Origin of the sequence: Mycobacterium europaeum (assembly GCF_002102155.1) — a bacterium.
In the GTDB taxonomy this organism is placed as follows: Bacteria; Actinomycetota; Actinomycetes; order Mycobacteriales; family Mycobacteriaceae; genus Mycobacterium; species Mycobacterium europaeum.
Map to the genome: position 1 here is coordinate 46,907 of NZ_LQOU01000035.1, position 23,756 is coordinate 70,662.

The following is a 23,756-nucleotide window of genomic DNA, read 5'->3' on the forward strand; positions in this document are numbered from 1 at the left end:
CGGTGCCCTCACGTCGAAGATGTTCGCATGAGAGCTTAAATCAACGCGATCCCGGTTTCGCCCGCGAACACGTTGATCATGTGCTGAACGCCGATCTCGTTGCGGCCGATGACCATATGGTCATGTTGGCCCCGGCGCACACCCTCGCCGCACTGCGGCAGCATCGCGAAATCCTCGTCGCGCACCGCCGCGTGTACCGCGTCGTAGATCATGTCGTAGCCGTGCCGCTGGTCGTCGGTGGTCGCCGGGACCCGCGCCAACCAGCTGTGCCGCACGGTGCAGCGGGTCGGGGTGCCGGCGGGCAGGATGTCGATGACCTCCACCCCGACGTTGCTGTTGGCCAGGATCAGGTTCGGGTAGATCCAGTAGATCAGTCCCATGTTGTCCCGGACGTCCCATGACCCGCCGGGGTCGGCGTCCAGGTTGGCGATCCAGTTGAACGGAAATCCGAGCCGATGTTGCTTGCCGTATTCGTCGTAGATCGCCACGTTCGGCAGCGCGTTCTGCCCAATCAGGCTCTCCCCGTGGACAAACGGAAAATGGTAGCCCTCCGCGAACGCCTCCAGAGCGCCCTTCCACGACACCTCGGAGGTGAATTCGCGGTGGTCGTGATACCCCCTTCTCGACCTGGCCGTTCTGCAACACGCCCCGACCCGTGCTTGGCTGGGTGCATGGCCCCCACGAACCCCGGTGAGCCCGTGCGCAGCGCGCAGAAGATCGTGGACGTCTTGTCGGCGCAGGGAGTGCAGTACGTCTTCGGCGTGCCGGGCGCGAAGATCGACGCCGTCTACGACGCCCTGCTGGACTCCGGCCCGCCGCTGGTGGTGTGCCGCCACGAACAGAACGCCGCCTTCATGGCCGGGGCGATCGGCCGCCTGACCGGGATCCCCGGCGTGGTGCTGGTGACGTCGGGCCCCGGTACCACAAACCTGGCCACCGGCCTGCTGACCGCCAACACCGAACAGGATCCGGTGGTCGCGCTGTGCGGCGCGGTGCGCCGGGAGGACCGGCTCAAACGCACGCACCAGTCCATGGACGCCGCCGCGATGCTCAGGACGGTCACCAAATTCACCGGCGAGGTCAACGACCCCGGCAACGCCGCCGAGGCCACCATCGGTGCGTTTCGCGCCGCACTCAGCGAACCGCGCGGAGCCGCCGCCGTGGTGCTGCCCGCCGACGTCCTGGCCGCCCCTACCGCGGCAAACATCCCTGGGCCGCAACCGATCCCGCCGTTAGCGGCCGCCCCGACAGCGGCCGTCGCGAAGGCGGCCGAGCTGATCCGCGCCGCGCGCCGGCCGGCGTTGTTGGTCGGTATGCGCGGCGCCGACCCCGACAGCTGCCTGGCATTGCGTGCCCTGGTCGCCACCACGGGGTTGCCCGTCGTCGAAACCTTCCAGGCCGCGGGGGTGATCTCCCGCGCGCTCGAGGACAACTTCCTGGGCCGGGTGGGGCTGTTCCGCAATCAGCCCGGCGACGTCGTCCTCGCCCACGCCGACGTCCTGGTCACCATCGGATACGACTCCGTCGAATACGACCCCGTGCTGTGGAACACCGACGTGCACCGCACCGTCGTGCACGTCGACTCGGTTCCGGCCGACATCGACAACCACTATCAACCCACCCTCGAACTGCGGGGCAACATCGCCGCCACCCTCACCTCGTTGACCGGCCAGCTCGCCGGCCTGACCCTGACCGGCGACTACCGCAACGAGATCGCCGCGCAGCGAAAAGCGTTGAACGACATCGACCTAGCGGCCGCGCAGGCGGCGCCCGAAGGCCCAGCCCTCAACCCCGTCGCCGTCCTCTTGCGGCTGCGCGAAGAACTCGACGACACCGCCACCATCACCTGCGACATCGGCTCGGTCTACATCTACATGGCCCGCCATTTTCGCGTGTATGAGCCGCGGCGGCTGCTGTTCTCCAACGGGCAACAGACCCTGGGCGTGGCGCTGCCGTGGGCCATGGCGGCCTGTCTGGTGCGTCCCGGCACGCAGGTGGTGTCCGTCTCCGGCGACGGCGGATTCCTGTTCTCCGCCCAGGAACTCGCGACCGCCACGCATCTGGGGCTGACCTTCACCCACATCGTGTTTCGCGACAACAGTTATGACATGGTCGGCTTCCAGGAGGTGCTCAAGTACGACCGCAAGTCCGGTGTGGAGCTCAGCGACTACGACCTGGTCTCCTACGCGACGGCCTTCGGTGCGCGCGGCTATCGGGTGACGACGCTGGACGAATTCACCACCACCCTGCGCCAGGCGCTGGCCGAGGACGGCCCTTCCCTGATCGACGTCCCGGTGGACTACAGCCGCAACACCGATCTCGCCGCACACCTGCACGACGACCCCTTCGAATGAGGACCATGGACACCCCTACCGGCGCCTACGAACGCTTCCGCCATTGGGCGGCAACGTTGCTCACCCATCAACGCGCGAACGACGCCGAGGTGTACCAGTTCTCGACCATCGGCGCCCTACTGGAGGGCGTCTACGACGGCGACGTCACCGTGGCCGAGATCCTGAGCCACGGCGACTTCGGGCTGGGCACCTTCAATCACCTCGACGGCGAAATGGTCATTCTCGACGGCGTCTGCTACCGGTTGCGCGCCGACGGCTCCGCCAGCCGGGCAGCGCCGACCGACCGCAGCCCGTTCGCGGCGGTCACCCGATTCCACAACGACCTCGAGATCGCGATCCACGGCCGCACCACCCGGACCGAGCTGACGGCCGCCATCGACCGCCAAATCACCAGCCCCAACCTCATTTACGCCGTCCGGATCACCGGGCGCTTCGCCGAGCTGCACACCCGCACCGTGATGGCGCAGAAGCCGCCCTACCCCCCGCTGACCCAAGCCACCGAGGAACAGGCCGAGACCGTCTTCACCGACGTCACGGGCACGGTGGTCGGGTTCCGCACCCCCGACTTCGAGCAAGGCATCTCCGTCGCCGGTTATCACCTGCACTTCCTCAACGCCGACCGCACCGGCGGGGGACACATCCTCGACTTCACCCTCGAGCGGGGAGAGGTCGCGATCAGTGGGGCGTCACAACTGCATCTGAGCCTGCCCACCTCCGGCGACTTCCTCGACGCGCGGCTGTCCGGCGCCGACATCGCCGACCGAATCGACAAAGCCGAAGGCCCGAGGGGTGAGCGAACGTAGCCCGATCGGCGGAATTCATGGACTGTTCAGGCCAGCGTCAAGTCCACATTGTTGAACGCACACGCGCACCGCGTGTCCTCACGGTATGCGCGTAGTACAGGTCGCCAACTTCTATGGCCCTCGCTCCGGCGGCCTTCGCACCGCGGTGGACCGGCTGGGCGCCGAATACTGCGCCAACGGGCACGAGGTGTTCCTGATCGTCCCCGGCCAGCGCGCCGAGCGCAGTCAGCTGCGCACCGGCGTCGTGCGAATCACCCTGCCGGCGCGGCTGATTCCGCTCACCGGTGGCTACCGCGCGGTCTTGCCCCGCCCGGTCAAGTCGCTGCTGGAGGCGTTGCGGCCCGACGCGTTGGAGGTGTCCGACCGGCTCACGCTGCGGTCGCTGGGCCGGTGGGGCCGCAACCACGGCGCCACGACGGTCATGATCTCCCACGAACGGCTGGATCGCCTTGTGGGGCAGGTACTTCCGCGTCGCACCGCGATCAAGTTCGCCGACCTGGCCAACGCGCGCACGGCGGCCGATTACGACACGGTGGTGTGCACGACCGGTTTCGCGCGTGAGGAATTCGACCGCATCGGCGCGACGAACACCGTGACCGTCCCGCTGGGCGTGGATCTGCAGACGTTCCACCCGCGCCGACACTCGTACCTGGTACGGCGCCGCTGGGCCGCGCCGGGCCAGTTGCTGCTGGTTCACTGTGGCCGGCTGTCGGTGGAAAAGCGCGTCGACCGCAGCATCGACGCGCTCGGCGAGTTGTGCCATGCCGGCGTCGACGCCCGGCTCGTCGTCGTGGGCGAGGGCCCGTTGCGGGCCAGGCTGGAACGGCAGGCCGCCCGGCTGCCGGTGGACTTCACCGGATTCGTCTCCGATCGTCACACGGTGGCCGGGCTGCTGGCCTCCGCCGACGTGTCGCTGGCCCCGGGGCCGCACGAGACGTTCGGGCTGGCCGCGCTGGAGTCACTGGCCTGCGGCACACCGGCGGTGGTATCCCGGACCTCGGCGTTGACCGAGATCATCACCCCGGACAGCGGCGCTTCGGCGGACAACCACCCGGCCGCGATCGCGCGGGCGGTCGGCGCGGTCACCAGCCGTCCCGAGCACTACCGCCGCGTCTCGGCCCGCCGCCGCGCCGAGGACTTCACCTGGCACCGGGCGGCGACGGGCATGCTGGCCTCGTTGGGGGCGCCGGCGCTGCAGGATCCGCGCCCCGAATCCGAGAACACCGCATAACCTCACCCGCGCGCGGTCTCGCCGCGGGGCCGAGGGCTTACGGCCCCCAAATGAGCAGGTCTTCCATCCCGTTGTTCATCGTCACCATGGTCGGCGCTGGACCCGTAACGTCGAAGTGGATTTTGCCGGTCGCCTGCGCACCGTCAGGAATGGTTGCCCCGCTGATGTTCGTCGGGCTCGCGACGTACCACAGAACCCGATAGGCGGCCTCATTCGGGGCGACGGCGTTGAACTGGGAAATCGCTGGAGTGACGGTGCCCCGAATTGACCTGACGGTAGCCGTGGCTTCCCACAGCTTGCCGGCCGGGGTGTAGCCGGGGGTGGGGTCGGTGCTGGGCTGGAGGTTGCTGACCGTCCATGCAAAGACAACCTGTCCGACGGTGTCGGTCATCGTCAGTTCGCTGCCCAGTTTGCCGACCACCGGATAGGTGGTGGCCGATGCGCTCGGTGCGCTGCTCAGACCAATGGCGGTCATTACGACGGCTGCTACCGCCATGATCGTCCTGCTGATCTTCACCGGTATTCCTCCTCGTTCGAGCGGCAAAACCATTTGCCGCTAATCGACTCCGAAGAATTCACCGTGTCTCGCACATTTTCTTTTCGCTAGGGCCATTTGACCCATTAGTTCAGGGACCTCCGCCCAACCGAATGGCCCGACATTCGCCGCCCACGGTGGAAATGGGAAATGGTCGCGAACTCAGAATCGGTAGACAACCACTACGGTGCCGACCAGCCGGGAAATGCGCGCGCTGGGAGCCGCCAGCCGTGCCGTCGCGCGCAGCAAGGGTGGAAGCTGCGCAACCCCGGGGCCCGGGTGAGGAGAATTTCGTCGACCAGTTTGATGCTGCCGACCCATCGCTGCGGCTGAAGGGGGGCGGGTCAAGGAACTTGGTTGTCAGCGCGGGAAACCGGGCCAGGTCGTAGCCCGCTTCCGTCAGAACCTCGTCGGCCATGGTGTCGCCCAGACAGGGCCGCGGCAAGCGGCAGTCGAGGGCGCTGCCCCCCGAGGGTGAGAACCAGGCTCTCTTGCGCGGGCGTGAGGGCCGGAAGCTGCAAGGTCATGCTTTGGCCTGCGACCAGTTGCCTGGCAGCGCGGACACCAGCGCTTCGACCTGCGCTCGCGTGAGTGTGGTGACGCTGCCGTCCGGCAGTCCGAGGATGCGATCGGTCGCGAGCCCGTGCAGCTTGAAACGTTTTGCCATGCTGTCGATCTCGCGTTCACGGGCGGCCTCGTCAGGTGCCTGCAACACCTTGAGGATCGCGGAGTTGGTGCGCGCGGCGAGCCCGTAGATCATGTCGGCGACGCCTTCGGGGTCGAAGGTGCCGAAGACACCGTCGGCGACCCCATCGTTGATCAGGCGGGTCAGCAACGGCAGGACTAGCGCTTCTTCGACGGCCAGTATTCGTCCGTAGAGGTGGGCGTTGTCCGGGCGCAGCAACGACGCCATTGCGGCCAGATGCTCCGGCACACCCATCTCCATCTTGACGTCGAACCCGGCCCGTAGCGCCGCGTTCAGCCGGGCCAGCGCGTCACCGCCACAGGCGGCGACGGCGGCCTCGACACCGGCAAACGCATCGCGCGCGCTGCGCTCGGCCAATGCGGCGATCAACGCGTCCTTCGACGGAAACCAATGGTAGAAGGCACCTTTGGAGACCCCAGCGTCGGCGATCAGATCGTTGAGGCTGACGTTGTCATAACCATCACGCAGAAAAAGCGCTGTCGCCCGGTCAAGCAGCTCCACGCGCCGGACGTCGGGATGCTTAACTACCCGCGGCACGCTCTGGCTTCCATCCGACGTACGTCAGGTAGAGCCCGGTGGAGGCGAGGCAGATGAACAGCACCCATATCGCCACCGTCGCACCCGAGCTGTAAATGGCGTTGCCGGCCGCGTCGTACGCCCTTGGCACGGTCAATAGCAGCACTCCACGTATCGAGAAAAACCAGCCCACGGCGGACACCATGATCGCCGCAGGGCCGCGCCAATACTGGTGAAAGGCGATGATGAAGATGCCGCCCATCAACAGAATGGCCCCATAGAGCCAGGGCCACATCGGATTTGCCTTGAACTCCGTGAACAGTTCCTGCATGTATGAGCCCCGGACCGCGACCGTGGTGGGCACGATCGTGAGGTACGGGCCCAACACACGGGCGAACATGCGGGTACGGGTCTGCGGTTGCCCGGATGTGCTCATTGCGCCTCCTCCATAGTCTCGAGGGAGCATAACCGACCGCTGGTCGGTATAACAGACCGCTGGTCGGTAAATTAGCCAGTCGGACGCTTTTGCGGAGCGAGGCCGCATTTCGCGCGGCCGCTAGGCTCGGTGCAGACGATCGGGAGGCGAAGCGGTGACAGCCCGGGACCAGGTGTTGATCAGCGTCGCGCGGCTCGCCGCGCTCATCGAGGCCGGCGAACCGGTGGCCATCCTCGACGTGCGGTGGCGGCTCGACGAACCGGACGGGCGGCCCGCCTACCTGCAGGGCCACCTACCGGGCGCGGTGTACGCGTCCCTCGAGGAGGAACTCAGCGATCACACGATCCCGGACCGCGGCCGCCATCCGCTGCCGTCGGGAGGCAGGCTGCAGGCCGCCGCGCGCCGATGGGGAGTCCGACAGGATTCACCGGTGGTGGTCTACGACGACTGGAATCGCGCCGGTTCGGCGCGCGCCTGGTGGGTGCTGAGGACGGCCGGGCTGCCCGACGTCCGCATCCTGGACGGCGGCCTGGCCGCCTGGCGAAAGGCCGGGCGGAACCTGGAAACCGGCGAGGTGACCCCGCACCCCGGGAATGTGACTGTGCCGCACGGTGATCTGTATGCCGGTGCCCTGCCGACCCTCACCGCCGAACAGGCCGGCGCCGGCACCATGACGCTCCTCGATGCGCGCGCACCCGAACGCTTCCGCGGAGAGGTCGAACCACTCGACCCCGCCGCCGGCCACATCCCCGGCGCCCACAACCTGCCCAGCACCGCCGTCCTGGCCGACGACGGCACGTTCGCCGGCGGCCCCGCGCTCACCCGGCTGCTGGCCGACCGCGGGATCGACCATGACGGCGCGGTGGGTGCCTATTGCGGGTCGGGCATCACCGCCAGCGTCACGGTCGCCGCGCTCGCGGCCGTGGGCCGGGAGGCGGCGCTGTTTCCCGGGTCGTGGTCCGAGTGGTGCTCGGACCCGGGCCGCGCGGTCGCCCGCGGCCCACGGTAACGATCAGACACCGGGCCAGCTCTCCAGGAAGGCCGCGGTGACCCGGGCCGCGTTGGTCGCCGCGATTCCCTTGTAGCAGAAGAACTGAACCGGAAAGCCCGGCAGGTGCAGCGGATCGCCCGGCCCGTCGGTGATGCCCCGGATGCCGAGGAAGGGGACCCCGTGCGCGTCGGCCACGGCCTGCGCGGCCGCGGTCTCCATGTCCGTCGCCTCGAAGGCCGGGTCCGACGTCGAGACGAGGTGCAGGTTGCTGATCAGGGCGCTCCTCAGCCAGCGGCCCGCCGCCTGCCGGAAATTGCCGGTGTACCGCAGGGACCGGTCGGGCACAGTGCGGGGCTGGCAGCCGAAAACGTCGCCGCCGTTCGGGATACAGGGAAACGCCACCCCGTTGTTGTTGTCCCAACTGCAACCGTCACCGCCGACGACGACGCGCGGCCTGCGCCGCAGATCGATCCGGCCGATCGCGCCGTCCAGTGCCACGGAGAGCCTTTCGGCCGTGGCCAGCATGCCGGGGTCGACCGGGCGAAACGTTTCGCCATGGTCCAGGCTCCAGCGGGCCGGCACGGCGACGTCGGCGATCCTGGTGCGGCCCGCCCCGCCGGCGACACCCGAAAACACCACCGCGCCAATCGCATCGGAGCCCCCGCGCGGGAAGCGGGCGAAGGCGGCCGCGGTGGCCTCCCCCGCGTTCACCAGGCCGATGCCGGTCATCGCCACGATCACCCTCGTGCCGGCGATCGAGCCGCGATAGAAGTGCCGGCGGTCGGCGACCACCACCGGGTCGGGATCGAGCGCGGTGTGGCACAACACCGCGTCGGCCTCGGCCGGTAAGGCCGACAACACCAGCACGCGCGTCGTGCCGCGATCCGCGTCAGCAGCCACCGGCCCAGTAAACGCCCGTCCGGGCGTCCTTCGGCGCACCTTTGCTGATTCCCGCCCTGCATGGGTGGGCCAGCGGCTAGTCTCAGCGGCGGTGCAGCCGACCCGGGGCGCGGCCCACGGAGGAGTCACGCTCATGCTCGAAGTGATCGAACGACCGCCGCGCGGCGAATCCCGCAAGCCGCCGGTGTTATTCGTGCACGGCGCCTGGCACGGCGCCTGGTGCTGGGACGAGCATTTCCTGGACTTCTTCGCGGACAAGGGCCACCGAGCGCTCGCGGTGAGCCTGCGGGGTCACGGAAACAGCCCGGCGCCGCGGTCGATGCGGTTCTGCTCGATCACGGACTTCGTCGCGGACGTCGCCGCGGTCGCCGACGGGCTGCCCGGGCGGCCGGTGGTGGTGGGCCACTCCATGGGCGGCTTCGTGGTGCAGAAATACCTGGAAACACACGAGGCGGCCGCGGCCGTGCTGCTCGCCTCGGTTCCCCCCAGCGGGATCCTGGGCTTCCTGGCGCGCAGGCTCAAGCGCCACCCGTGGTACACCACGAGCGGCCTGGCCAGGACCAGGTCGTTGCGCGGCGTCGGCGGCACACCGGAATTGGCTCGCGAAACCTTCTTCTCGCAGTGGGCCGCCGATGCCGATGTGGCGCGCTACGCCGCGGCACTCGACGAAGAGTTCGCGCTGAGGATCGCGATCGACATGTTGTGGCGCAAGCTTCCCCAGCCAGATCTCGTGAAAACACCGCTGCTGGTGCTGGGAGCCGAGGATGACATCTGTTTCACCGTGCGGGAAGTTCGGGCCACCGCGGCCGCCTACGGCACCCAAGCCGAGTTCTTCCCTAAGATGAGCCACGACATGATGCTCGACCCCGGGTGGCGTGCCGTCGCCGAACGAATCCACGCGTGGCTCGAGACATGTGTGCCCGCAAGGTGACTGCGCCATGACGGGCCGCCTCGACGGCAAGGTGGCGATCATCACCGGGGCGAGCACCGGTCTGGGACCCGTGCTGGGCTCGCGGTTCGTCGGTGAAGGCGCCAAGGTGTTGCTGGCGGCGCGCCGCGAAGAGCTCGTCCGCGCCGCCGCCGACGCGGCCGGCCCCGGTGCGATCGCGATGCGCACCGACGTGACCGACGAGCACGACGTCGCGGCCATGGTGGCCCGCGCCGTCGACGAATTCGGCCACGTCGACATCTTGTGCAACAACGCCGCCACGCCCGGAGAGGACCGCTGGATCTGGGAGCAGACCCTGGACAACTGGAACGCCACCATCGCCGTCGATGTCACCGCGGCGATGCTGTGCACCCGGGAAGTGCTCAACCAGTCGATGTTGGCGCGCCGTCGCGGCGTCATCCTGAACTTCTCCTCCACGGCGGGCTATTCCGGCATCGTCCGCAAGAGCCACTACGTCACCGCGAAGGCGTCACTGCGGGCGTTCACCAAGACCGTGGCGCTGGAGGTCGGCCCATACGGGATCCGGTGCAACTGCATCGTGCCCGGCTCGATCGACACCGAGCTGTGGCGCCGATGGGTGCAGCGCACCGCCGACGAACGCGGCGTCGACTTTGCGACCCAACGCGATAGGTCCGTCAAAGGCGTTGCCCTGCAGGATATCTCCACGCCCGACGACGTCGCCAACCTGGCGCTGTTTTTGGCCAGCGACGAAAGCCGGACCATTACCGGGCAATCGATCCCCGTCGACGCCGGAGGATACATGCAGGGATGAGCGCCCCACGACTCTCGGTGGCCACCCCCGTGGTGACGATGTTTCCGAACGCCAGCGGCGACTGGGAGAAAACCGCATCCATCGAGGACCTGACGCGGGTCGCCGAAGCCGCCGATCGGCTCGGCTACCACCACCTGACCTGCAGCGAACACATCGCCCTGCCCGCCGCCGAGACGCACCGCCGCGGCACCCGCTACTGGGATCCACTGGCGACCTTCGGCTACCTGGCCGCCCGCACCCGGCGAATCCGGTTGGCCACCAACGTGCTGGTGCTCGGATACCACCATCCGCTCGAGATCGCCAAGCGCTACGGCACGCTGGACAAGGTCAGCGGCGGCAGGCTCGTCCTGGGGGTCGGCGTCGGCAGCCTCAAAGAGGAGTTCGACCTCATCGGCGCACCGTTCGACGACCGCGGACCGCGAGGCGACGACGCGCTGAGGGCGCTGCGCGCCTCGCTGTCGGTGCCCGAACCCGCTTACCGCGGCGAGTTCTATTCGTTCGGCGGCATGGTCGTCGACCCGTGCGCCGTGCAGGACCGAGTCCCCATCTGGGTCGGCGGCCGGACCCTGCGGTCGCTGCGCCGCGCCGCGAGCCTGGCCGACGGTTGGGCGCCCTTCAGCGTGAGCCTGCGCGAAGCGCGAGACTGGTTGAGCCGCTTCGACCTTCGGCCCGGGTTCGAGGTCGTCCTGCCACCGCCGGCACCGCTGGACCCCATCGACGAGCCGGAGCGCACCCGCGATGCCATCGGTGAGGCCGCCGCGCACGGCGCCACCATCGTGCCCGCCGTCTTCCGGCATACGTCGCTGCAGCATTACCTGGACCATCTGCACGCGCTCGCCGAGCTGCACTCCCCCGGCGGCGGACCGTGATACGCATCAGGGCAGGCATCTTCAGCCTCACCGCCGCCGCGCCGGCCGATGACGACGGCAGCTACCTGCGCTGGCACCTGCTCGATCACATGCCGGAGCAATACCAACTGCCCGGCATCGTGTACGGGCTGCGCTGGATCGCCGACGGCGACTACCCCGCGCACCGCCTGGCGGCCAACGGTGCCCTGGGCGAGATCGGCAACGCGGTGCACTACCTCGTCGGTGACCCCGTGGAAGAGACCTTCGACGACTTCGTCACGCTCGGCCGCGCGCTGCGCGAGAACGGTCGGTTTCCCGTCGTCCGGCCCTCCTTACAGGTGGCCGGTCTGCGCCTGCTGCAGTGGCAATCCGCGCCGCGGGCGTTGGTTTCCGCCGAGGTGGTGCCGTTTCGGCCGCACCGCGGCGTCGTGCTGATCGTCGAGGAACCCGTCGACGGGCGCCGCCCCGACGATTGGCTGCAATGGCTGCACACCGAGCACCACCCCGCGCTGCTCGCCGTGCGCGGCACGGCCGGCGCGTGGACCTTCGGTTCCAGCGCGGGCTGGAGCCACCTGCCCCGGGGATGGCGCACCGACCACCAGTACATCACCGTCATCTACCTCGATGAGGACCCGCTGACCACGACCGACGCGCTGGCCCCCGTCATCGAACAGCGGTGGCGGTCATCGGCCGTACGGCCGCTGTTCGCCGGGCCGCTACGCAGCATGGTCAGCTGGGAAGCCTGGCGGTAAACCCTGCGGTTGACTGGTCGCCAGAGAAATGAGACCTTCCCGAAACGAAGGGGATCTATAGTCGCCGCTGGCAAGGAGGTGAGATGAAGAATCCGTACATCCTCGTGGCGGCCGGGCTGGTGCTGGCCGCCGGTCTGTCCGGCTGCTCCGGCAAAGGAAGCCAGCAGGCGTCGGCCCCGAGTTCGAGTCCGACTCCCCCGAGCACCACGGTCATGATCGACGGCAACAAGCACACGATGACCGCGGAGGTCACCTGCACCAGTTCGGCGGCCCAACCGGACGCGTCGCCGCCGGAATCCGGGGACCTCACCACCCACATCAGCGTGCACGACGACACGGCGTCCGTTTCGCTGGCCCTGTCGGACGAGAAACCGCCCATGGTGGACGGATTCGCCGTCTCGCTCGCGCTGAGCACCGGTCAGTATCAGCTGCCCTACCAGGCAACCAGGTCCGCAACCCAGGTGCAGGCAACCAAGCAGGGCAAGAGCTACACCGTGACGGGGACGGGCCAGGCGACCACCCCCGGCCAAAGTGGCACGCGCGCGGTGACTTTCGGGATCCACGTCACCTGCCCGTAACCGCGGCGCCCCGCCGCGGGCTTGCGTTAGCGGCATGGTTGTCTATCGCCCTGAGCTCTGCGATGCTGGCAGCTTGGACATCTTCGAGGAGTGGCAAACCGGCGGTACGGAACTGCGGTGGCGGTCGACGACCGCCGCCAACGATGCGCACGAGGTCGCGGTGTTCAGTCGCCGCTGCGGCACCCCGGGCGCCCCCGCCCTGGTGCTCGTGCACGGCTTTCCCACGTCGAGCATCGACTATTTCGCCCTCGCCGGCGAATTGGGCTCGGAGTTCGACATCCACCTGCTGGACTTTCCCGGCTACGGCCTGTCCGACAAACCCACTGAGCCGTATGTGTATTCGCTCTACGACGACGCGCGGCTGCTCGTCTACGCGATCACCCAGCTATGGAAACTGACCGAATTCCGCATGCTCACCCACGATCGCGGCAGCAGCGTCGGCATGATCGCGCTGGAGATGCTGGCGGCGCTGGATCCGCCCGTCGTGCCCGTCGACCTCATTGTGACCAACGCCAACATCTACCTGCCGCTGTCCAACCTCACCGCCTTCCAGACCGCGCTGCTCGACCCCGACACCGGGCGGCCCACCGCCGCGGCGACGACGCCGGAGATGCTGGCGGCCGGCCTGGGCGCCAGCACGTTCATGCCGCGGCGCACGCTCGATGACCCCGAGATCGCCGCGTTGGCGAAGTGCTTCGCCCACAACGACGGGATCCGCGTGTTGCCCGACACCATCCAATACCTGCACGAGCGCGCCGCCGACGAAACGGGTTGGCTGGAGGCGCTTTCCACCAGCCCGGTCAACACCACGGTGGTGTGGGGGCTACACGACAACGTCGCGCCGCTGCGCGTCCCCAACCACGTCTGGCACACGTATCTGAAGACCAAGCCCGGCCGCAACCGCTACTGGGTGGTGCCGGGCGCGGACCACTACCTGCAATGCGACGCGCCGGGGCAGCTGGCCCAGATCGTCCGGCTGACGGCCCAGGGTGGGGACATTGCGCTGCAGACGCTCGGCAACCAACCCGACGGCGCGGTGCTGGTGGACCAAAGCGCTTCCTAGCTCGGCTGGCCTATCGCAGTCGTTATTCACCTGCCCGAACGTGAAACTAACTTCACGCTCGAGGGCCAGCGTGAAACTAACTTCACACTCGGCGGGGCGAGCCCTGTTTACCCGGTCACGACCGGCAGGCGGGCCCACCCGCGCACGCTGGCGGTGTGTGCCCGTTGCGCGTTGGCATAGTCGACTTCCCAGTCGGGCCAGCGTTTGAGGACCTCCTCGAGTGCCACCCGGCCTTCCATCCGGGCCAGCGCCGAGCCGAGGCAGAAGTGCAGCCCCTGGCCGAAACTCAGGTGGCCGCCCTCGCGGTGGATGTCATAGCGGTCCGGGTCGGCGAACCGGCGGTCGTCCCGGTTGGCGGAACCGTTGAGCAACAACATGTATGAGCCCTCCGGCACGACGCGGCCGTAGAGTTCGGCGTCCTCGGCCACGTACCGGGCCTGCACCGGCGAGGGCGCCTCGTAGCGCAGCGTCTCCTCGACCGCGCCGGGGATCAACGACGGGTCGGCGACCAGTTCGCGGCGTTGATCCGGGTGATCGGACAGCAGCTGACCCATGAAGCCGATCAGCCGGGCCGTGGTCTCGTTCCCCGCGCCGGCGATCATGGCGGTGTAGGCCAGCACCTCGGTCCGGGACAAGGGCCGCCGCGTGCCGTCGGGTTCTTCGATCTCGGCTTGCAGCAGGTCCGTCATCAGGTCATCGGACGGGTGATCGGCCCGCCATTCGATGTACTCGGCGAACACGACGATGCTTTCCTCGAACAGCTTGGCGTTGACCGCGGCGGGGTCGCGCTCGTCGGACAACTCGATGTAGGCCCCGCCGCGATCGCGAATCGTGGCCTGGTCCTGTTCGGGAATGCCCAGTAGGTAACCGATGGTCCGCATCGGCATCATGGCACCGAGATCGGCGATGAAGTCGAATCCGCCCGCGCCGATCAGCGGATCCAACTCGCGGACGCAGAACCCGCGGACGAGGTCCTCGACGGCCAGCATGCGCCGCGGCGTGAAGACCCGCGACAGCAGGCGCCGGTGCAGGTCGTGCAGCGGCGGGTCCTCGAACAGCAGAATGCCCGGTGGCACTTCGATATTGGCGAACAAGATGTCGGCGGTGGTCCCGCGACCCGATCGGTAGGTCTGCCAGTTGTGCAGTTCGCGCGCCACGTCCTCGTAGCGGCTCAGCGCGTAGAAGTTGTATTTCTCGTTGTAGTACAGCGGCGCCTCTTCGCGCATGCGCTTCCACACCGGGTACGGGTTGTCGTCGATGCCGGAGTCGAACGGGTCGTAGTACAGGTCGATCGTGCTGGTGCCCGTCATGCTCAGTCCCCTTCGCTCAGTCGTTTCGGTGCAGGAAGCCGTGCAGAACGGCCTGGGTGAGTTCCTCGACGATCACCTGTCTCGACGGCGGCCTGGCACCGAAATAGGTGGAGCGCAACGCGGCCATCCCGGCGATCATCGCCACCGTCGAGTGGGCCGGCAGGTCCGGATGGTCCGCCCGCAATCCCCGCAGGTTCATGCCCTCCGCGCTGATCCGGCCGAGCGCCCCGACCGCCCGCCGGACCTCCGGGATGCCGGCGTCGGCCGCTTCCTCGTCGCTGAGCGCTTCGGACGCCATCAGCGTCAACAGCAGACCCTGGTGTTCGACGAACACGTCGTAGAGTTGCCCGACGAAATGCCGCGCGAGTTCGTCCTCGTCGGTTTCCTCGGGGACGACGGCCTGCCAGGTCCGGCCGAACTCGTCGACGAAGCTCGTGAAGGGCAAGACCAGCGCCTCGCGGAACAGCGCCGCCTTCGAACCGAAGTGACGGAACAGCAGGTGTTCGGTGACCCCTGCGGCCTGGGCGATTTCGCGGGTGGTCGTGCTGCGGTAGTCGCGGCGCGCGAAGAGCGTCCGCGCGGCATCGAGCAGCAGCCCGCGTGGGGCGCCACGGGGCCGGCGGGTGGCCGCAACCGTGGTGCTCGTCTTCGGGGAAGGCCGTTGCGCCACTGACGTTCGCTCCTTGCCGATGGTTGACTTGCCTTTAGAGTAGTGTGCACTATCTCAAGAGTCGAGCTCGGATGGGAATGGGGTGCGGCCGTGGGCGCTGTCATCATGCTGGGCACATTGTTCGGCCTGATCGTCCTGATCTTCGGGCTGGTGCTGCGTTTCGACCCGCAGGCCCGTCGGACTCCAGGACACGACCAGTGAGCTCCCAGATGACGCCCGTAATGCAGGCGGCCAGCGACTTCGCGCTCGTCGGGGGCATCGGGTTCACCGCCCTCGGCGTGTACCTGAGCGTTCGCCGGCGACGCCTGCACCCACTCCTGCTGCTGTGCATCTCGGCGATCTCGTTCTCGTGGATCGAGGCGCCCTACGACTGGGCGATGTACGCGCAGTTCCCGCCTGCCATCCCACGCATGCCGTCGTGGTGGCCGCTGAACGTGACCTGGGGCGGCCTGCCCCTCTTCGTTCCCGTCGGCTACATCTCCTACTTCGTGCTGCCGGCCGTGACGGGCACGGCGCTCGGACGGTGGCTGAGCGACCGATTCGGATGGCGCAGGCCGCCAACGTTATTGGTGGTCGGTCTCGTGGTCGGCTTCTGCTGGGCGCTCTTCTTCAACGGGTACCTGGGCGCCAAGCTCGGCGTGTTCTATTACGGCCGGGTGATTCCGGGGCTGGCGATCCGCGAGGGGACGGTGCATCAGTACCCGCTCTATGACTCCCTTGCGATGGCCATCCAGATGATGGTGTTCACCTATCTGCTGGGCCGCACCGACGCGCAGGGCCGCAACGTCATCGAGATGTGGGCCGAGCACAGGTCGAAGAGTCACCTCGGCGCATCACTGCTGTCGGTCGCCGCCGTGGTCGTGATCGGAAACGTCCTCTACGGCGCGGTTTTCGCGCCCCACCTGGTCACCAAGCTCGGCGGCTGGGTGACCGCCGGGCCGACGGAACAACTGTTCCCGGGCGTACCGAACCAACCCGAGTAGTCAAGTGCGCCAGCGCAGTCACCCGAGCGCCTCGGGCAGCACGACTTCGCCCACGCGCCGCAGGTACGGCCACGCGACGTCCGGTGGCAGCCCGCCGCACAACGGGGACAGGTTGAGCACCTGGCCATTGCGCACCCGCGAAACCGCTTCCGGCACCGAGATGATGATGTGCGAGCCGGGCGTGGCGCGCAGCTCGTCGACGGTGTTCACGTGCGAGAAGCCGGCCGTCGTCTCGTCCCCGGGATTCCACGCGGCATAGGTTCGCACGTCGTGCAGCAGATGCTCGCCGATCTCCTTCCAGGCCTGGTCCACGTCGTCGGCGACGAACACGACCGAGGGCGTATCGCGGCTGGGAAACATCGTCGGCCCGGGCTGGTGGCCGTGCTCGCGGCAGGCCTCTTCGTAGGCCTCCTGGATGCCCGGCGCAGTGGCGTTGCCCAGCATGCCCAGGCCGTACCTGCCGGCCCGACGGGCGGCCGCCAAAGTTCCGCCGCCCCACATCAGCCCGGGCCCGCCGGGCGTCAGCGGGCGCGGCGTCACGGTGATCCGCCGCCCCTCGTCGACGACGGTTTCACCGGCAAGCAGTCGCCGGAGCAGCGCGAGTTTCTCGTCGCAGAGGCGGCCGCGGGTCTTCATCGGGACGCCGAAGTGCTCGAACTCCTCGGGCCGGTAACCCAAAGCCAGGATGTAGGACGCCCGCCCGTTGCTGATGATGTCGAGGACGGCCATGTCCTCGGCCAGACGCACGGTTTCGTAGAACGGCAGGATCAGGATCAGGCTCAGCGCCAGACGCTGCGTTCGCGCGGCCACCGCCGAGGCCAGCAGAAGCGGTGACGGCAGGTAGCCGTCCTCGGACCCGTGGTGCTCACAGAGCACGGCGGCCAGGCCGCCGTGCTCCTCGGCCCAGGCGCACATTTCCGGTGCCGCCGCGTACAGATCACTTGCCGGCGCGGCCCATTCAGGATCGCGCATGTCGAAGCGCAGTGTGTACACGGCAGACTCCTCGCTGGCCCCGTCTTTGTGGTGCACGTTACATGATCAGCCGAAGGCGTAACGCGGCAGAGTCGTCGGGATGTCCAGCGAGCTCAGCAGGCCGGACGGCGCCGCGACGACGTATGGGATCGCGTTGACCACCCGCATCGCCGTGGATGTCATCGCGGCCCGCCCGGCCGCATGGCCTTCGGCCCTGCCCAGCGTCATCACGCAGTGGATGTCGGGATCGCCGTTGATGTCGACGCGATAGGTCGCGTCGGAGTCCGAGGTCGGCCAGTCGGGCGCGACGTCGCGGGCCATTCGAATCACGTGTTCGATCACGATGGCCTCGCGACCGTCGACCACCCCCGCCGCGCGGGTCCGCACGGCGCCGCAGGTGCCCGCCTTGATGGTGCCGAACGCCACCTCGATGTCGCGATCGGTCAACTCGCGGTCGAGCGACCCGCGCACCTCCGCGACTTCCACCCCGAGGCCGTCGGCCATCAGGAATATCGGTGCCTTCCAGGCCATCTCGATGAATCCGGGCGTCTTGAGCATCGGCTCGAAATCCAGCGGCCGGCCGAAGCCCATCCCGTTCATCATCACGTCGGCCACCGGGTAGTGGTCGTTGAGCGCGACCTCGCTCGCGGTGATTCGCCGGATGCTCTTGGACTGTGTGGTCATCAGCAGGGCGAGTTGGTCGGAGGCGAACCCGGGGAAGATGCCCGAGGCGTAGAACGACACACCGCCGGCCTCGGCCGCCGCCTCGAGCTGGTCGCGCCATTGCGGGGCGAAATACGACGGCGGGTACACCAGGCTGGTCGACGACGTCGACACGACGTTGATGCCGGCAGCCAGCAGGCGCACATAGTCGGGAACCGCGGCCCCGTCGCGCTCGGGACCGCTGGCCGCGTACACCACGCAGTCGGGCGACAGGGCGATCAGCGCGTCGGCGTCGTCGGTGGCCACCACGCCCAGCGGCTCGCCGCCGGCCAACTCGCCGGCATCCTTGCCGACCTTGTCCGGCGAATGCACCCAGACACCAACCAGTTCCAGGTCGGGTCGGCGGGCGGCGGCGTCGATCGCGATCGCCCCGACTCCCCCGGTGGACCACACCACGGTACGAATAGCCACCGGCATTCCCCTCACTCGATGTGCGGACGCGCGGCGGCGGCCGCCGCGCGTTCCAGGTACGGCCACGCAACGTCCGGCGCGAGGCCGCCACACAGCGGGTGCAGCGGCAGCGGCCGTCCACCGCGCACGTAGTCAATCGCCTCGTCCGGGGTCAAAATGCGGTACGGGCCGCCCTCTTCGCGCAGCGCTGCCACGCTGCCGGCGCGAGTGATGCTGGCGACGGAATCGTCATGGGGTCGGTACGAGGCCGCCGCCACCGCGTCGTGCAACAGGTGGGGCCCCAGTTCGTCCCACGCCGCATCGATATCGTCGGCGACGAAAACCGCTGTGGGGACGCCCGGGGCGGGAAACTGGACCATTCCCGGTTCATGCCCGTGAGCGCGGCACTGCGCTTCGTAGAATTCCTTCAACCCGGGCCACTCCGTTTGGGAAACGAACCCGAGGCCGTAGCGGCCCACCCGCCCCGCGGCCGCCTTGCTGCCGCCGGCGATCAGCATCGTCGGCCCACCGGGTGAAGCGCACGCCGGCGTGACACGGATTGTGCGGCCGCGATATCCGACGGACTCACCCCGCACGAGCGGCCCGAGCAGGGCGAGGATTTCGTCCGCCGTGCGGCCGCGGGCGGCCATGTCGACGCCGAAGTGGTCGTACTCCTCGCGTCGATGTCCGATACCGAACGCATACGACACCCGCCCCGCGCTGATGAGGTCGAGCACGCTCATCTCTTCGGCGAGCCGGACGGGATCCCACAACGGAATGGGCACGGCGGCTAGCAGGATCGCCAGACCGCGCGTCCTTGCCGCGATCGCGGACGCCAACGTCAGCGGGGCGGGTAGGTGGCCGTCGTCGGTGCCGTGATGCTCGGAGAGCACCACCAAGACCGCGCCCCGAGCCTCCGACCAGGCGCACATCTCGATTGCCGCCGGGTACAGCTCGGCGGCCGGCCCGGCCCACCCCGGGCTCCGCATGTCGAACCTAAGGGTGAACATCGGCGGCCGGCGTCATCCTCACCGCTGCAGACTAACCTAAAATTTGTTCACTAGGATAGTACTTGCTCTCTTAAACCCTTGACCCGGCCTGCCCGCGGCTGTTAGCTTCCGAATCGGAACGTGGGTGCCTGCCGCGTAAGGGCAACGGCCGCCCCAGCTTTCATCACGCACCCGAGGAGGAACCAGATGACGACTCATCGCGTGGTGGTGTGGGCGACGGGCGGAATCGGGTCGATCGCCATCCGCACAATTCAGCGTCGTCCCGACCTGGAATTGGTCGGGGTGTGGGTGCACTCGCCGGAAAAGGACGGCAAGGACGCCGGCGAACTCGCCAACGGCGAGCCGATCGGTTTGGCCGCCACCAACGACGCCGATGCACTGATCGCGCTCAAGCCCGACTGCGTGATCTACGCCGCCAGCGGCCCGGAACGCGACGCGCTGGCCATCCCGGATTACGTCAGGCTGCTCGAGGCCGGCATCAACGTCGTCACGACCAGCACCACCCGACTGGTCAACCCGCACGCCTACGAACCCGCCGAGTGGCGCGACCAACTCCTCGCCGCGGCCAAGCGGGGGCAGGTGTCGCTGTACGCGTCGGGGATCGAGCCGGGCTTCGCCGCGGACTATCTGCCGCTCGTGTTGTCCACCCAGTCGTCGTCGATCGACAAGATCCACGCGTTCGAGATCGGCCTGTACGACGACTACGGCGTCCCCGACATCATGGGCGACGCGTTGGGCTTCGGCCGGCCGCTCGACTACCAACCCTGGATCGGCTTCCCGGGCGCGATCGCCGGTGAGTGGCAGGGGCAGATCCGGTTGGTTGCCGGCGCGCTCGGCGTCGACGTCCAGGAAGTCCGCGAATATTTCGACCGCGCGGTCACCCACCGGACACTGGAGGTGGCCATGGGCACCGTCGAGGCCGGGACGTGTGGCGCGCTGCGGATGCGGGCGATCGGCGTGGTCGACGGCCGCGAGGCCATCGTCATCGAGCACGTCACCCGACTCGCCCACGACGTCGCGCCGGACTGGCCCACCGGGATCGGCGATCTGTCCTATCGCGTGATGATCAGCGGCGACCCGGACATCGACTGCACCCTGGCGGCGACGCTGAAGGATCCGCGCAAGGCTGGAGTCGGCGGCATGACGTCCGGGGCGGGCGCGATGGTCGCCACCGCGATGCGCGTCGTCAACGCCGTGCCGTATGTCGTTGCCGCAGAACCGGGGCTGCTGAGTTCGGTCGACCTCCCGCTGACGATTCCAAAGCACGCGTTCGCCACCTAGTCTGCCGGGGTGACGTTTAACCCGCTCGAGGAACTCACCCTGCCCCAACTGCGGCTGCGCACCAGCATGAAGTGGCGCGCGCACGCGGACGACGTGTTGCCGCTCTGGGTTGCTGAGATGGACGTCAGCCTGGCGCCGACGGTGGCCGCCGCACTGCGCCGGGCGATCGACATCGGCGACACCGGATACCCTTGCGGCACTGCGTTTGCCGAAGCGGTCAGTGAATTCGCCTCGCGGCGTTGGCAATGGCACGACCTGGAGGTCGACCGCACCGCGATCGTTCCCGACGTCATGCTCGGCGTCGTCGAGTTGTTACGTCTGGTCACCGACCGTGGTGACGCCGTGGTCGTCAACCCGCCCGTGTATGCCCCGTTCTACGCGTTCGTCACGCACGACGGCCGCCGGATCGTCGAAGCACCGCTTGACGCAGGCGGCCGAATCGACTTGGAGGTCTTGGCGGACGCGTTCGCGCGTGCCGGCGCTTCGGGCGGCAAGGTCGCGTACTTGCTGTGCAACCCGCACAACCCCACCGGGTCGGTGCACACGGTCGACGAACTGCGCGCCGTCGCCGAACTCGCCCGCCGGTTCGGCGTCCGGGTCGTCTCGGATGAGATCCACGCGCCCGTCGTCCTGCCGGGGTCGCGTTTCACCCCGTACCTGACGGTCCCCGGCGCCGAGAACGCCTTTGCCCTGACGTCCGCGTCCAAGGCGTGGAACCTGTCCGGCCTGAAGGCGGCGGTGGCCATCGCCGGCCCGGATGCGGTCGCGGATCTGCACCGGATGCCGGAGGAGGTCAGCCACGGGCCGAGTCATCTGGGCGTCATCGCCCACGCCGAAGCCTTCCGGACCGGTGGCGACTGGCTCGACGCCCTGCTGCGCGGCCTCGACCGAAACCGGACGCTGCTGAGCGAGCTGGTCGCCGAACACCTGCCCACGGTGAAATATCAATCGCCGCAAGGGACTTACCTCGCGTGGCTCGATTGCCGGGAGCTCGGTTTCGTCGAGGACCCCGCCGGCGGCCTCGCGGTGGTTGCCGACCTGTCCGGGCCCGCCCGCTGGTTCCTCGACCACGCCCGGGTGGCGCTGAGCTCCGGCCACGTTTTCGGAACCGGCGGGGCGGGGCACGTCCGACTGAACTTCGCCACCTCCGCGGCCATTCTCACCGAGGCCGTGTCCCGGATGGGCCGGGCGCTCGCCGATGCGGGTTAGGCCGGGATCTCCCCGGGCCCGCGACCCAGGTTGCGGAATCCCGCCGCGGGCTCCTTGAACCCGAGCACGAACGGCAGCGAGGTCAATTCCAGCTTCATCGTCGCCCCGAACCGGCGGAGAAAGGTGGACTGGACCGGCGCGAGGGCAACCTGCGCCGTCGCAAGGTCGAGGTAGTGCGTCGACGTCTCCCCGATGTCGTCGAACACGTGAGTCAGCGGTGTGCACTGCGAGCGCACGGATTCATCGAGGCACGCTGCGACGGGATCGGTCATCAACACGTATTCGACCACTGGCACCAGGTTTTTCAGCATGCGATGCACCAGGATCACGTCGAAGCCCGCGAGCTCCACGTGGCGCTTCACCCGCTGTTCGGCCACCTCGCCCTGGTGGACGACGAACTTCAACGACAGCTTGTCCAGTTGCGCGCAACTCTCGCACTCGCAGGCCACATCCTTCTTGAAGCGCTCGCGCCGCGCGATGAACGCCTCCCGCATCCGGGACAGCCGGTCACACACCAGCACTTTGGCGTCGCCGTCGGGCGCCCAGAAGAAGGCGGCGTCACCCTCCAGCTTCGCCAGCTTGAGGCCTCTACCGGCGTCGATCACCGACTCCAGCAACCCCGCCACCGTCAACTGGGCGTGGGCCAGGTGGGTGCGGTTCCACCGCATGTAGTGGGTATAGCCGCTGATGTCGGCAATGAGCAGGACCGCACGCCGAATCGCCATGAACAAACCAGTTTAATGTCCAGTCGACGGATAGCCCAACGAAATCTCCCACTAGACGAACTCCCGTTGCCGCGAGAGGCTAACTCAAGGCGCCCGCCCACCGGAGGAGCTGGATATGCATGTGCTACGAACCCCGGATGCCCGATTCGAAAACTTGGAAGGCTATCCGTTCGTAGCGAACTACCTCGACGTGGCGGCAAGCGATACGCAGCCGCTGCGCATGCACTTCCTCGACGAGGGCCCGGCGGACGGGCCGCCGATCGTGCTGCTGCACGGCGAACCCACCTGGAGCTACCTCTACCGGGCGATGATCCAGCCGCTCGCCGACGCCGGGAACCGCGTGCTCGCGCCCGACCTGATCGGCTTTGGCCGCTCCGACAAGCCCACCCGAATCGGTGATTACACCTATCAGCGGCACGTCGAATGGGTGACCTCGTGGTTCGAGCGGCTGAACCTGAAAGATGTGACCCTGTTCGTGCAGGACTGGGGGTCGCTGATCGGGCTGCGCATCGCCGCCGAGCAAGGTGACCGCGTCGCGCGACTGGTGGTCGCGAATGGCTTTCTGCCCACCGCGCAGCGGCCCACCCCGCCCGCCTTCTACGCCTGGCGGGCTTTCGCCCGCTACTCCCCCGTGCTGCCCGCCGGCCGCATCGTCTCGGTCGGGACCGTCCGGCGGGTGCCGGCCCGAGTGCGGGCCGGATACGACGCTCCGTTCCCCGACAAGTCGTATCAGGCCGGAGCCCGCGCCTTCCCCCAGTTGGTGCCCACCTCACCGAACGATCCCGCGATCCCGGCCAATCGCGCCGCATGGAAAGCCCTGGGCCAATGGGAGAAGCCCTTCCTCGCCATCTTCGGAGCCCGCGACCCCATCCTCGGGCGGGCCGACCGTCCCCTGATCCAGCACATCCCCGGCGCCGCGGGCCAACCGCACGCCCGCATCAACGCCAGTCACTTCATCCAGGAAGACTCCGGACCCGAACTGGCCGAACGCATTCTGTCCTGGCAGCAGGCCCTGCGCTGACCGCCGTCGGGCGCCGAAATCGACGCCA

The 23,756-nt window shown here is 68.3% G+C and carries 24 protein-coding genes and 1 pseudogene; 14 read left to right on the forward strand and 11 right to left on the reverse strand.

All coding sequences use genetic code 11. The features are described 5' to 3' along the window. Positions 1 to 35 precede the first annotated feature (35 nt). Positions 36 to 626 (reverse strand): annotated as a pseudogene (locus tag AWC03_RS16820) (SRPBCC family protein); the annotation flags it as partial. 45 nt (positions 627 to 671) lie between these two features. On the opposite strand from AWC03_RS16820, the gene alsS reads away from it, so the two are divergent. The 3 genes from alsS (at position 672) to AWC03_RS16835 (ending at position 4,388) form a co-directional block, all read left to right on the forward strand. Beyond that, a complete protein-coding gene (gene alsS, locus AWC03_RS16825) occupies positions 672 to 2,354 on the forward strand; it encodes an acetolactate synthase AlsS (protein ID WP_085241863.1) in 1,683 nt (560 codons plus the stop codon). Between the two features lie 5 nt (positions 2,355 to 2,359). Next, complete coding sequence (budA, locus tag AWC03_RS16830; RefSeq protein WP_090423333.1) at positions 2,360 to 3,157, forward strand: acetolactate decarboxylase; 798 nt, start codon at positions 2,360 to 2,362, stop codon at positions 3,155 to 3,157. A gap of 85 nt (positions 3,158 to 3,242) precedes the next feature. Continuing rightward, positions 3,243 to 4,388, forward strand: a complete 1,146-nt coding sequence (locus tag AWC03_RS16835; RefSeq protein ID WP_085241865.1) for a glycosyltransferase — start codon at positions 3,243 to 3,245, stop codon at positions 4,386 to 4,388. Between the two features lie 37 nt (positions 4,389 to 4,425). Here the strand turns inward: AWC03_RS16835 and AWC03_RS16840 are convergent, their stop codons facing one another. The 3 genes from AWC03_RS16840 to AWC03_RS16855 all read right to left on the reverse strand — a co-directional run bounded on the left by AWC03_RS16840 (position 4,426) and on the right by AWC03_RS16855 (position 6,581). Then, positions 4,426 to 4,905, reverse strand: coding sequence for an MPT63 family protein (locus AWC03_RS16840; protein ID WP_085241866.1), 480 nt, complete (start codon positions 4,903 to 4,905; stop codon positions 4,426 to 4,428). Positions 4,906 to 5,446: 541 nt separating this feature from the next. Next, entirely contained in the window at positions 5,447 to 6,166 is a 720-nt protein-coding gene (locus AWC03_RS16850; RefSeq protein ID WP_085241867.1) for a TetR/AcrR family transcriptional regulator, read from the reverse strand. Next, positions 6,150 to 6,581: a hypothetical protein gene (locus AWC03_RS16855; RefSeq protein ID WP_085241868.1), complete on the reverse strand. Its 432-nt coding sequence runs from the start codon at positions 6,579 to 6,581 to the stop codon at positions 6,150 to 6,152. The genes AWC03_RS16850 and AWC03_RS16855 overlap by 17 nt, the downstream gene beginning before the upstream one ends. Before the next feature lie 154 nt (positions 6,582 to 6,735). On the opposite strand from AWC03_RS16855, the gene AWC03_RS16860 reads away from it, so the two are divergent. Then, on the forward strand, positions 6,736 to 7,590 hold the full coding sequence (locus tag AWC03_RS16860) for a sulfurtransferase (RefSeq protein ID WP_085241869.1): 855 nt from the start codon (positions 6,736 to 6,738) through the stop codon (positions 7,588 to 7,590). Positions 7,591 to 7,593: 3 nt separating this feature from the next. On the opposite strand, the gene AWC03_RS16865 is transcribed toward AWC03_RS16860, so the two are convergent. Beyond that, positions 7,594 to 8,472, reverse strand: coding sequence for a 5'-methylthioadenosine/S-adenosylhomocysteine nucleosidase family protein (locus AWC03_RS16865; RefSeq protein WP_249025906.1), 879 nt, complete (start codon positions 8,470 to 8,472; stop codon positions 7,594 to 7,596). Positions 8,473 to 8,605: 133 nt separating this feature from the next. On the opposite strand from AWC03_RS16865, the gene AWC03_RS16870 reads away from it, so the two are divergent. The 6 genes from AWC03_RS16870 to AWC03_RS16895 all read left to right on the forward strand — a co-directional run bounded on the left by AWC03_RS16870 (position 8,606) and on the right by AWC03_RS16895 (position 13,434). Then, a complete protein-coding gene (locus AWC03_RS16870) occupies positions 8,606 to 9,403 on the forward strand; it encodes an alpha/beta hydrolase (protein WP_085241871.1) in 798 nt (265 codons plus the stop codon). Between the two features lie 7 nt (positions 9,404 to 9,410). Continuing rightward, on the forward strand, positions 9,411 to 10,193 hold the full coding sequence (locus tag AWC03_RS16875) for an SDR family NAD(P)-dependent oxidoreductase (protein WP_085241872.1): 783 nt from the start codon (positions 9,411 to 9,413) through the stop codon (positions 10,191 to 10,193). Continuing rightward, the gene (locus AWC03_RS16880; protein WP_085241873.1) at positions 10,190 to 11,062 is read left to right on the forward strand and encodes an LLM class F420-dependent oxidoreductase; all 873 of its coding nucleotides are present in this window, start codon (positions 10,190 to 10,192) and stop codon (positions 11,060 to 11,062) included. The genes AWC03_RS16875 and AWC03_RS16880 overlap by 4 nt, the downstream gene beginning before the upstream one ends. Further along, entirely contained in the window at positions 11,062 to 11,793 is a 732-nt protein-coding gene (locus AWC03_RS16885; RefSeq protein WP_085241952.1) for a hypothetical protein, read from the forward strand. The genes AWC03_RS16880 and AWC03_RS16885 overlap by 1 nt, the downstream gene beginning before the upstream one ends. An 83-nt stretch (positions 11,794 to 11,876) precedes the next feature. Beyond that, positions 11,877 to 12,371: a lipoprotein LpqH gene (locus AWC03_RS16890; protein ID WP_085241874.1), complete on the forward strand. Its 495-nt coding sequence runs from the start codon at positions 11,877 to 11,879 to the stop codon at positions 12,369 to 12,371. Between the two features lie 73 nt (positions 12,372 to 12,444). Beyond that, a complete protein-coding gene (locus tag AWC03_RS16895; RefSeq protein WP_085241875.1) occupies positions 12,445 to 13,434 on the forward strand; it encodes an alpha/beta fold hydrolase in 990 nt (329 codons plus the stop codon). A gap of 107 nt (positions 13,435 to 13,541) precedes the next feature. On the opposite strand, the gene AWC03_RS16900 is transcribed toward AWC03_RS16895, so the two are convergent. Further along, positions 13,542 to 14,744, reverse strand: coding sequence for a cytochrome P450 (locus AWC03_RS16900; protein ID WP_085241876.1), 1,203 nt, complete (start codon positions 14,742 to 14,744; stop codon positions 13,542 to 13,544). A 16-nt stretch (positions 14,745 to 14,760) separates the two neighbouring features. Next, entirely contained in the window at positions 14,761 to 15,414 is a 654-nt protein-coding gene (locus AWC03_RS16905) for a TetR/AcrR family transcriptional regulator (protein ID WP_085241877.1), read from the reverse strand. 197 nt (positions 15,415 to 15,611) lie between these two features. On the opposite strand from AWC03_RS16905, the gene AWC03_RS16910 reads away from it, so the two are divergent. Then, complete coding sequence (locus tag AWC03_RS16910; RefSeq protein ID WP_085241878.1) at positions 15,612 to 16,397, forward strand: spirocyclase AveC family protein; 786 nt, start codon at positions 15,612 to 15,614, stop codon at positions 16,395 to 16,397. Between the two features lie 18 nt (positions 16,398 to 16,415). Here AWC03_RS16910 and AWC03_RS16915 read toward each other — a convergent pair whose 3' ends face one another. Genes AWC03_RS16915 through AWC03_RS16925 form a run of 3 tightly spaced genes read right to left on the reverse strand, consistent with a single transcriptional unit; the run spans position 16,416 to position 19,471 of the window. Further along, positions 16,416 to 17,390, reverse strand: coding sequence for an LLM class flavin-dependent oxidoreductase (locus tag AWC03_RS16915; RefSeq protein ID WP_085241953.1), 975 nt, complete (start codon positions 17,388 to 17,390; stop codon positions 16,416 to 16,418). A 45-nt stretch (positions 17,391 to 17,435) separates the two neighbouring features. Beyond that, positions 17,436 to 18,509 (reverse strand): NAD(P)H-dependent amine dehydrogenase family protein, encoded by a 1,074-nt coding sequence (locus AWC03_RS16920; protein ID WP_085241879.1) that lies wholly within the window; start codon positions 18,507 to 18,509, stop codon positions 17,436 to 17,438. 5 nt (positions 18,510 to 18,514) lie between these two features. Beyond that, positions 18,515 to 19,471 carry an LLM class flavin-dependent oxidoreductase gene (locus tag AWC03_RS16925; protein ID WP_338067426.1) on the reverse strand — a complete coding sequence of 319 codons (957 nt, stop codon included), beginning with the start codon at positions 19,469 to 19,471 and terminating at the stop codon, positions 18,515 to 18,517. 207 nt (positions 19,472 to 19,678) lie between these two features. Here AWC03_RS16925 and AWC03_RS16930 point away from each other — a divergent pair, with 207 nt between their 5' ends. Continuing rightward, positions 19,679 to 20,773 carry an NAD(P)H-dependent amine dehydrogenase family protein gene (locus AWC03_RS16930; protein WP_085241881.1) on the forward strand — a complete coding sequence of 365 codons (1,095 nt, stop codon included), beginning with the start codon at positions 19,679 to 19,681 and terminating at the stop codon, positions 20,771 to 20,773. Positions 20,774 to 20,839: 66 nt separating this feature from the next. Next, on the forward strand, positions 20,840 to 21,982 hold the full coding sequence (locus tag AWC03_RS16935) for a MalY/PatB family protein (RefSeq protein WP_420845679.1): 1,143 nt from the start codon (positions 20,840 to 20,842) through the stop codon (positions 21,980 to 21,982). Here the strand turns inward: AWC03_RS16935 and AWC03_RS16940 are convergent. Further along, positions 21,979 to 22,707 (reverse strand): DUF2652 domain-containing protein, encoded by a 729-nt coding sequence (locus AWC03_RS16940; protein WP_085241883.1) that lies wholly within the window; start codon positions 22,705 to 22,707, stop codon positions 21,979 to 21,981. The two genes, AWC03_RS16935 and AWC03_RS16940, sit on opposite strands and share 4 nt — an antisense overlap. A 115-nt stretch (positions 22,708 to 22,822) precedes the next feature. Here AWC03_RS16940 and AWC03_RS16945 point away from each other — a divergent pair, with 115 nt between their 5' ends. Continuing rightward, positions 22,823 to 23,728: a haloalkane dehalogenase gene (locus tag AWC03_RS16945; protein WP_085241884.1), complete on the forward strand. Its 906-nt coding sequence runs from the start codon at positions 22,823 to 22,825 to the stop codon at positions 23,726 to 23,728. Positions 23,729 to 23,756 lie beyond the last annotated feature (28 nt).

Coding starts and splice junctions, on each gene's coding strand:
- AWC03_RS16880 (WP_085241873.1), top strand. CDS start 10,190: ATGAGCGCCCCACGACTCTCGGTGGCCACCCCCGTGGTGACGATGTTT.
- AWC03_RS16925 (WP_338067426.1), bottom strand. CDS start 19,471: ATGCGGAGCCCGGGGTGGGCCGGGCCGGCCGCCGAGCTGTACCCGGCG.
- AWC03_RS16870 (WP_085241871.1), top strand. CDS start 8,606: ATGCTCGAAGTGATCGAACGACCGCCGCGCGGCGAATCCCGCAAGCCG.
- AWC03_RS16940 (WP_085241883.1), bottom strand. CDS start 22,707: ATGGCGATTCGGCGTGCGGTCCTGCTCATTGCCGACATCAGCGGCTAT.
- AWC03_RS16935 (WP_420845679.1), top strand. CDS start 20,840: ATGAAGTGGCGCGCGCACGCGGACGACGTGTTGCCGCTCTGGGTTGCT.
- AWC03_RS16835 (WP_085241865.1), top strand. CDS start 3,243: ATGCGCGTAGTACAGGTCGCCAACTTCTATGGCCCTCGCTCCGGCGGC.
- AWC03_RS16890 (WP_085241874.1), top strand. CDS start 11,877: ATGAAGAATCCGTACATCCTCGTGGCGGCCGGGCTGGTGCTGGCCGCC.
- AWC03_RS16920 (WP_085241879.1), bottom strand. CDS start 18,509: ATGCCGGTGGCTATTCGTACCGTGGTGTGGTCCACCGGGGGAGTCGGG.
- AWC03_RS16875 (WP_085241872.1), top strand. CDS start 9,411: ATGACGGGCCGCCTCGACGGCAAGGTGGCGATCATCACCGGGGCGAGC.
- alsS (WP_085241863.1), top strand. CDS start 672: ATGGCCCCCACGAACCCCGGTGAGCCCGTGCGCAGCGCGCAGAAGATC.
- AWC03_RS16900 (WP_085241876.1), bottom strand. CDS start 14,744: ATGACGGGCACCAGCACGATCGACCTGTACTACGACCCGTTCGACTCC.
- AWC03_RS16855 (WP_085241868.1), bottom strand. CDS start 6,581: ATGAGCACATCCGGGCAACCGCAGACCCGTACCCGCATGTTCGCCCGT.
- AWC03_RS16930 (WP_085241881.1), top strand. CDS start 19,679: ATGACGACTCATCGCGTGGTGGTGTGGGCGACGGGCGGAATCGGGTCG.
- budA (WP_090423333.1), top strand. CDS start 2,360: ATGGACACCCCTACCGGCGCCTACGAACGCTTCCGCCATTGGGCGGCA.
- AWC03_RS16945 (WP_085241884.1), top strand. CDS start 22,823: ATGCATGTGCTACGAACCCCGGATGCCCGATTCGAAAACTTGGAAGGC.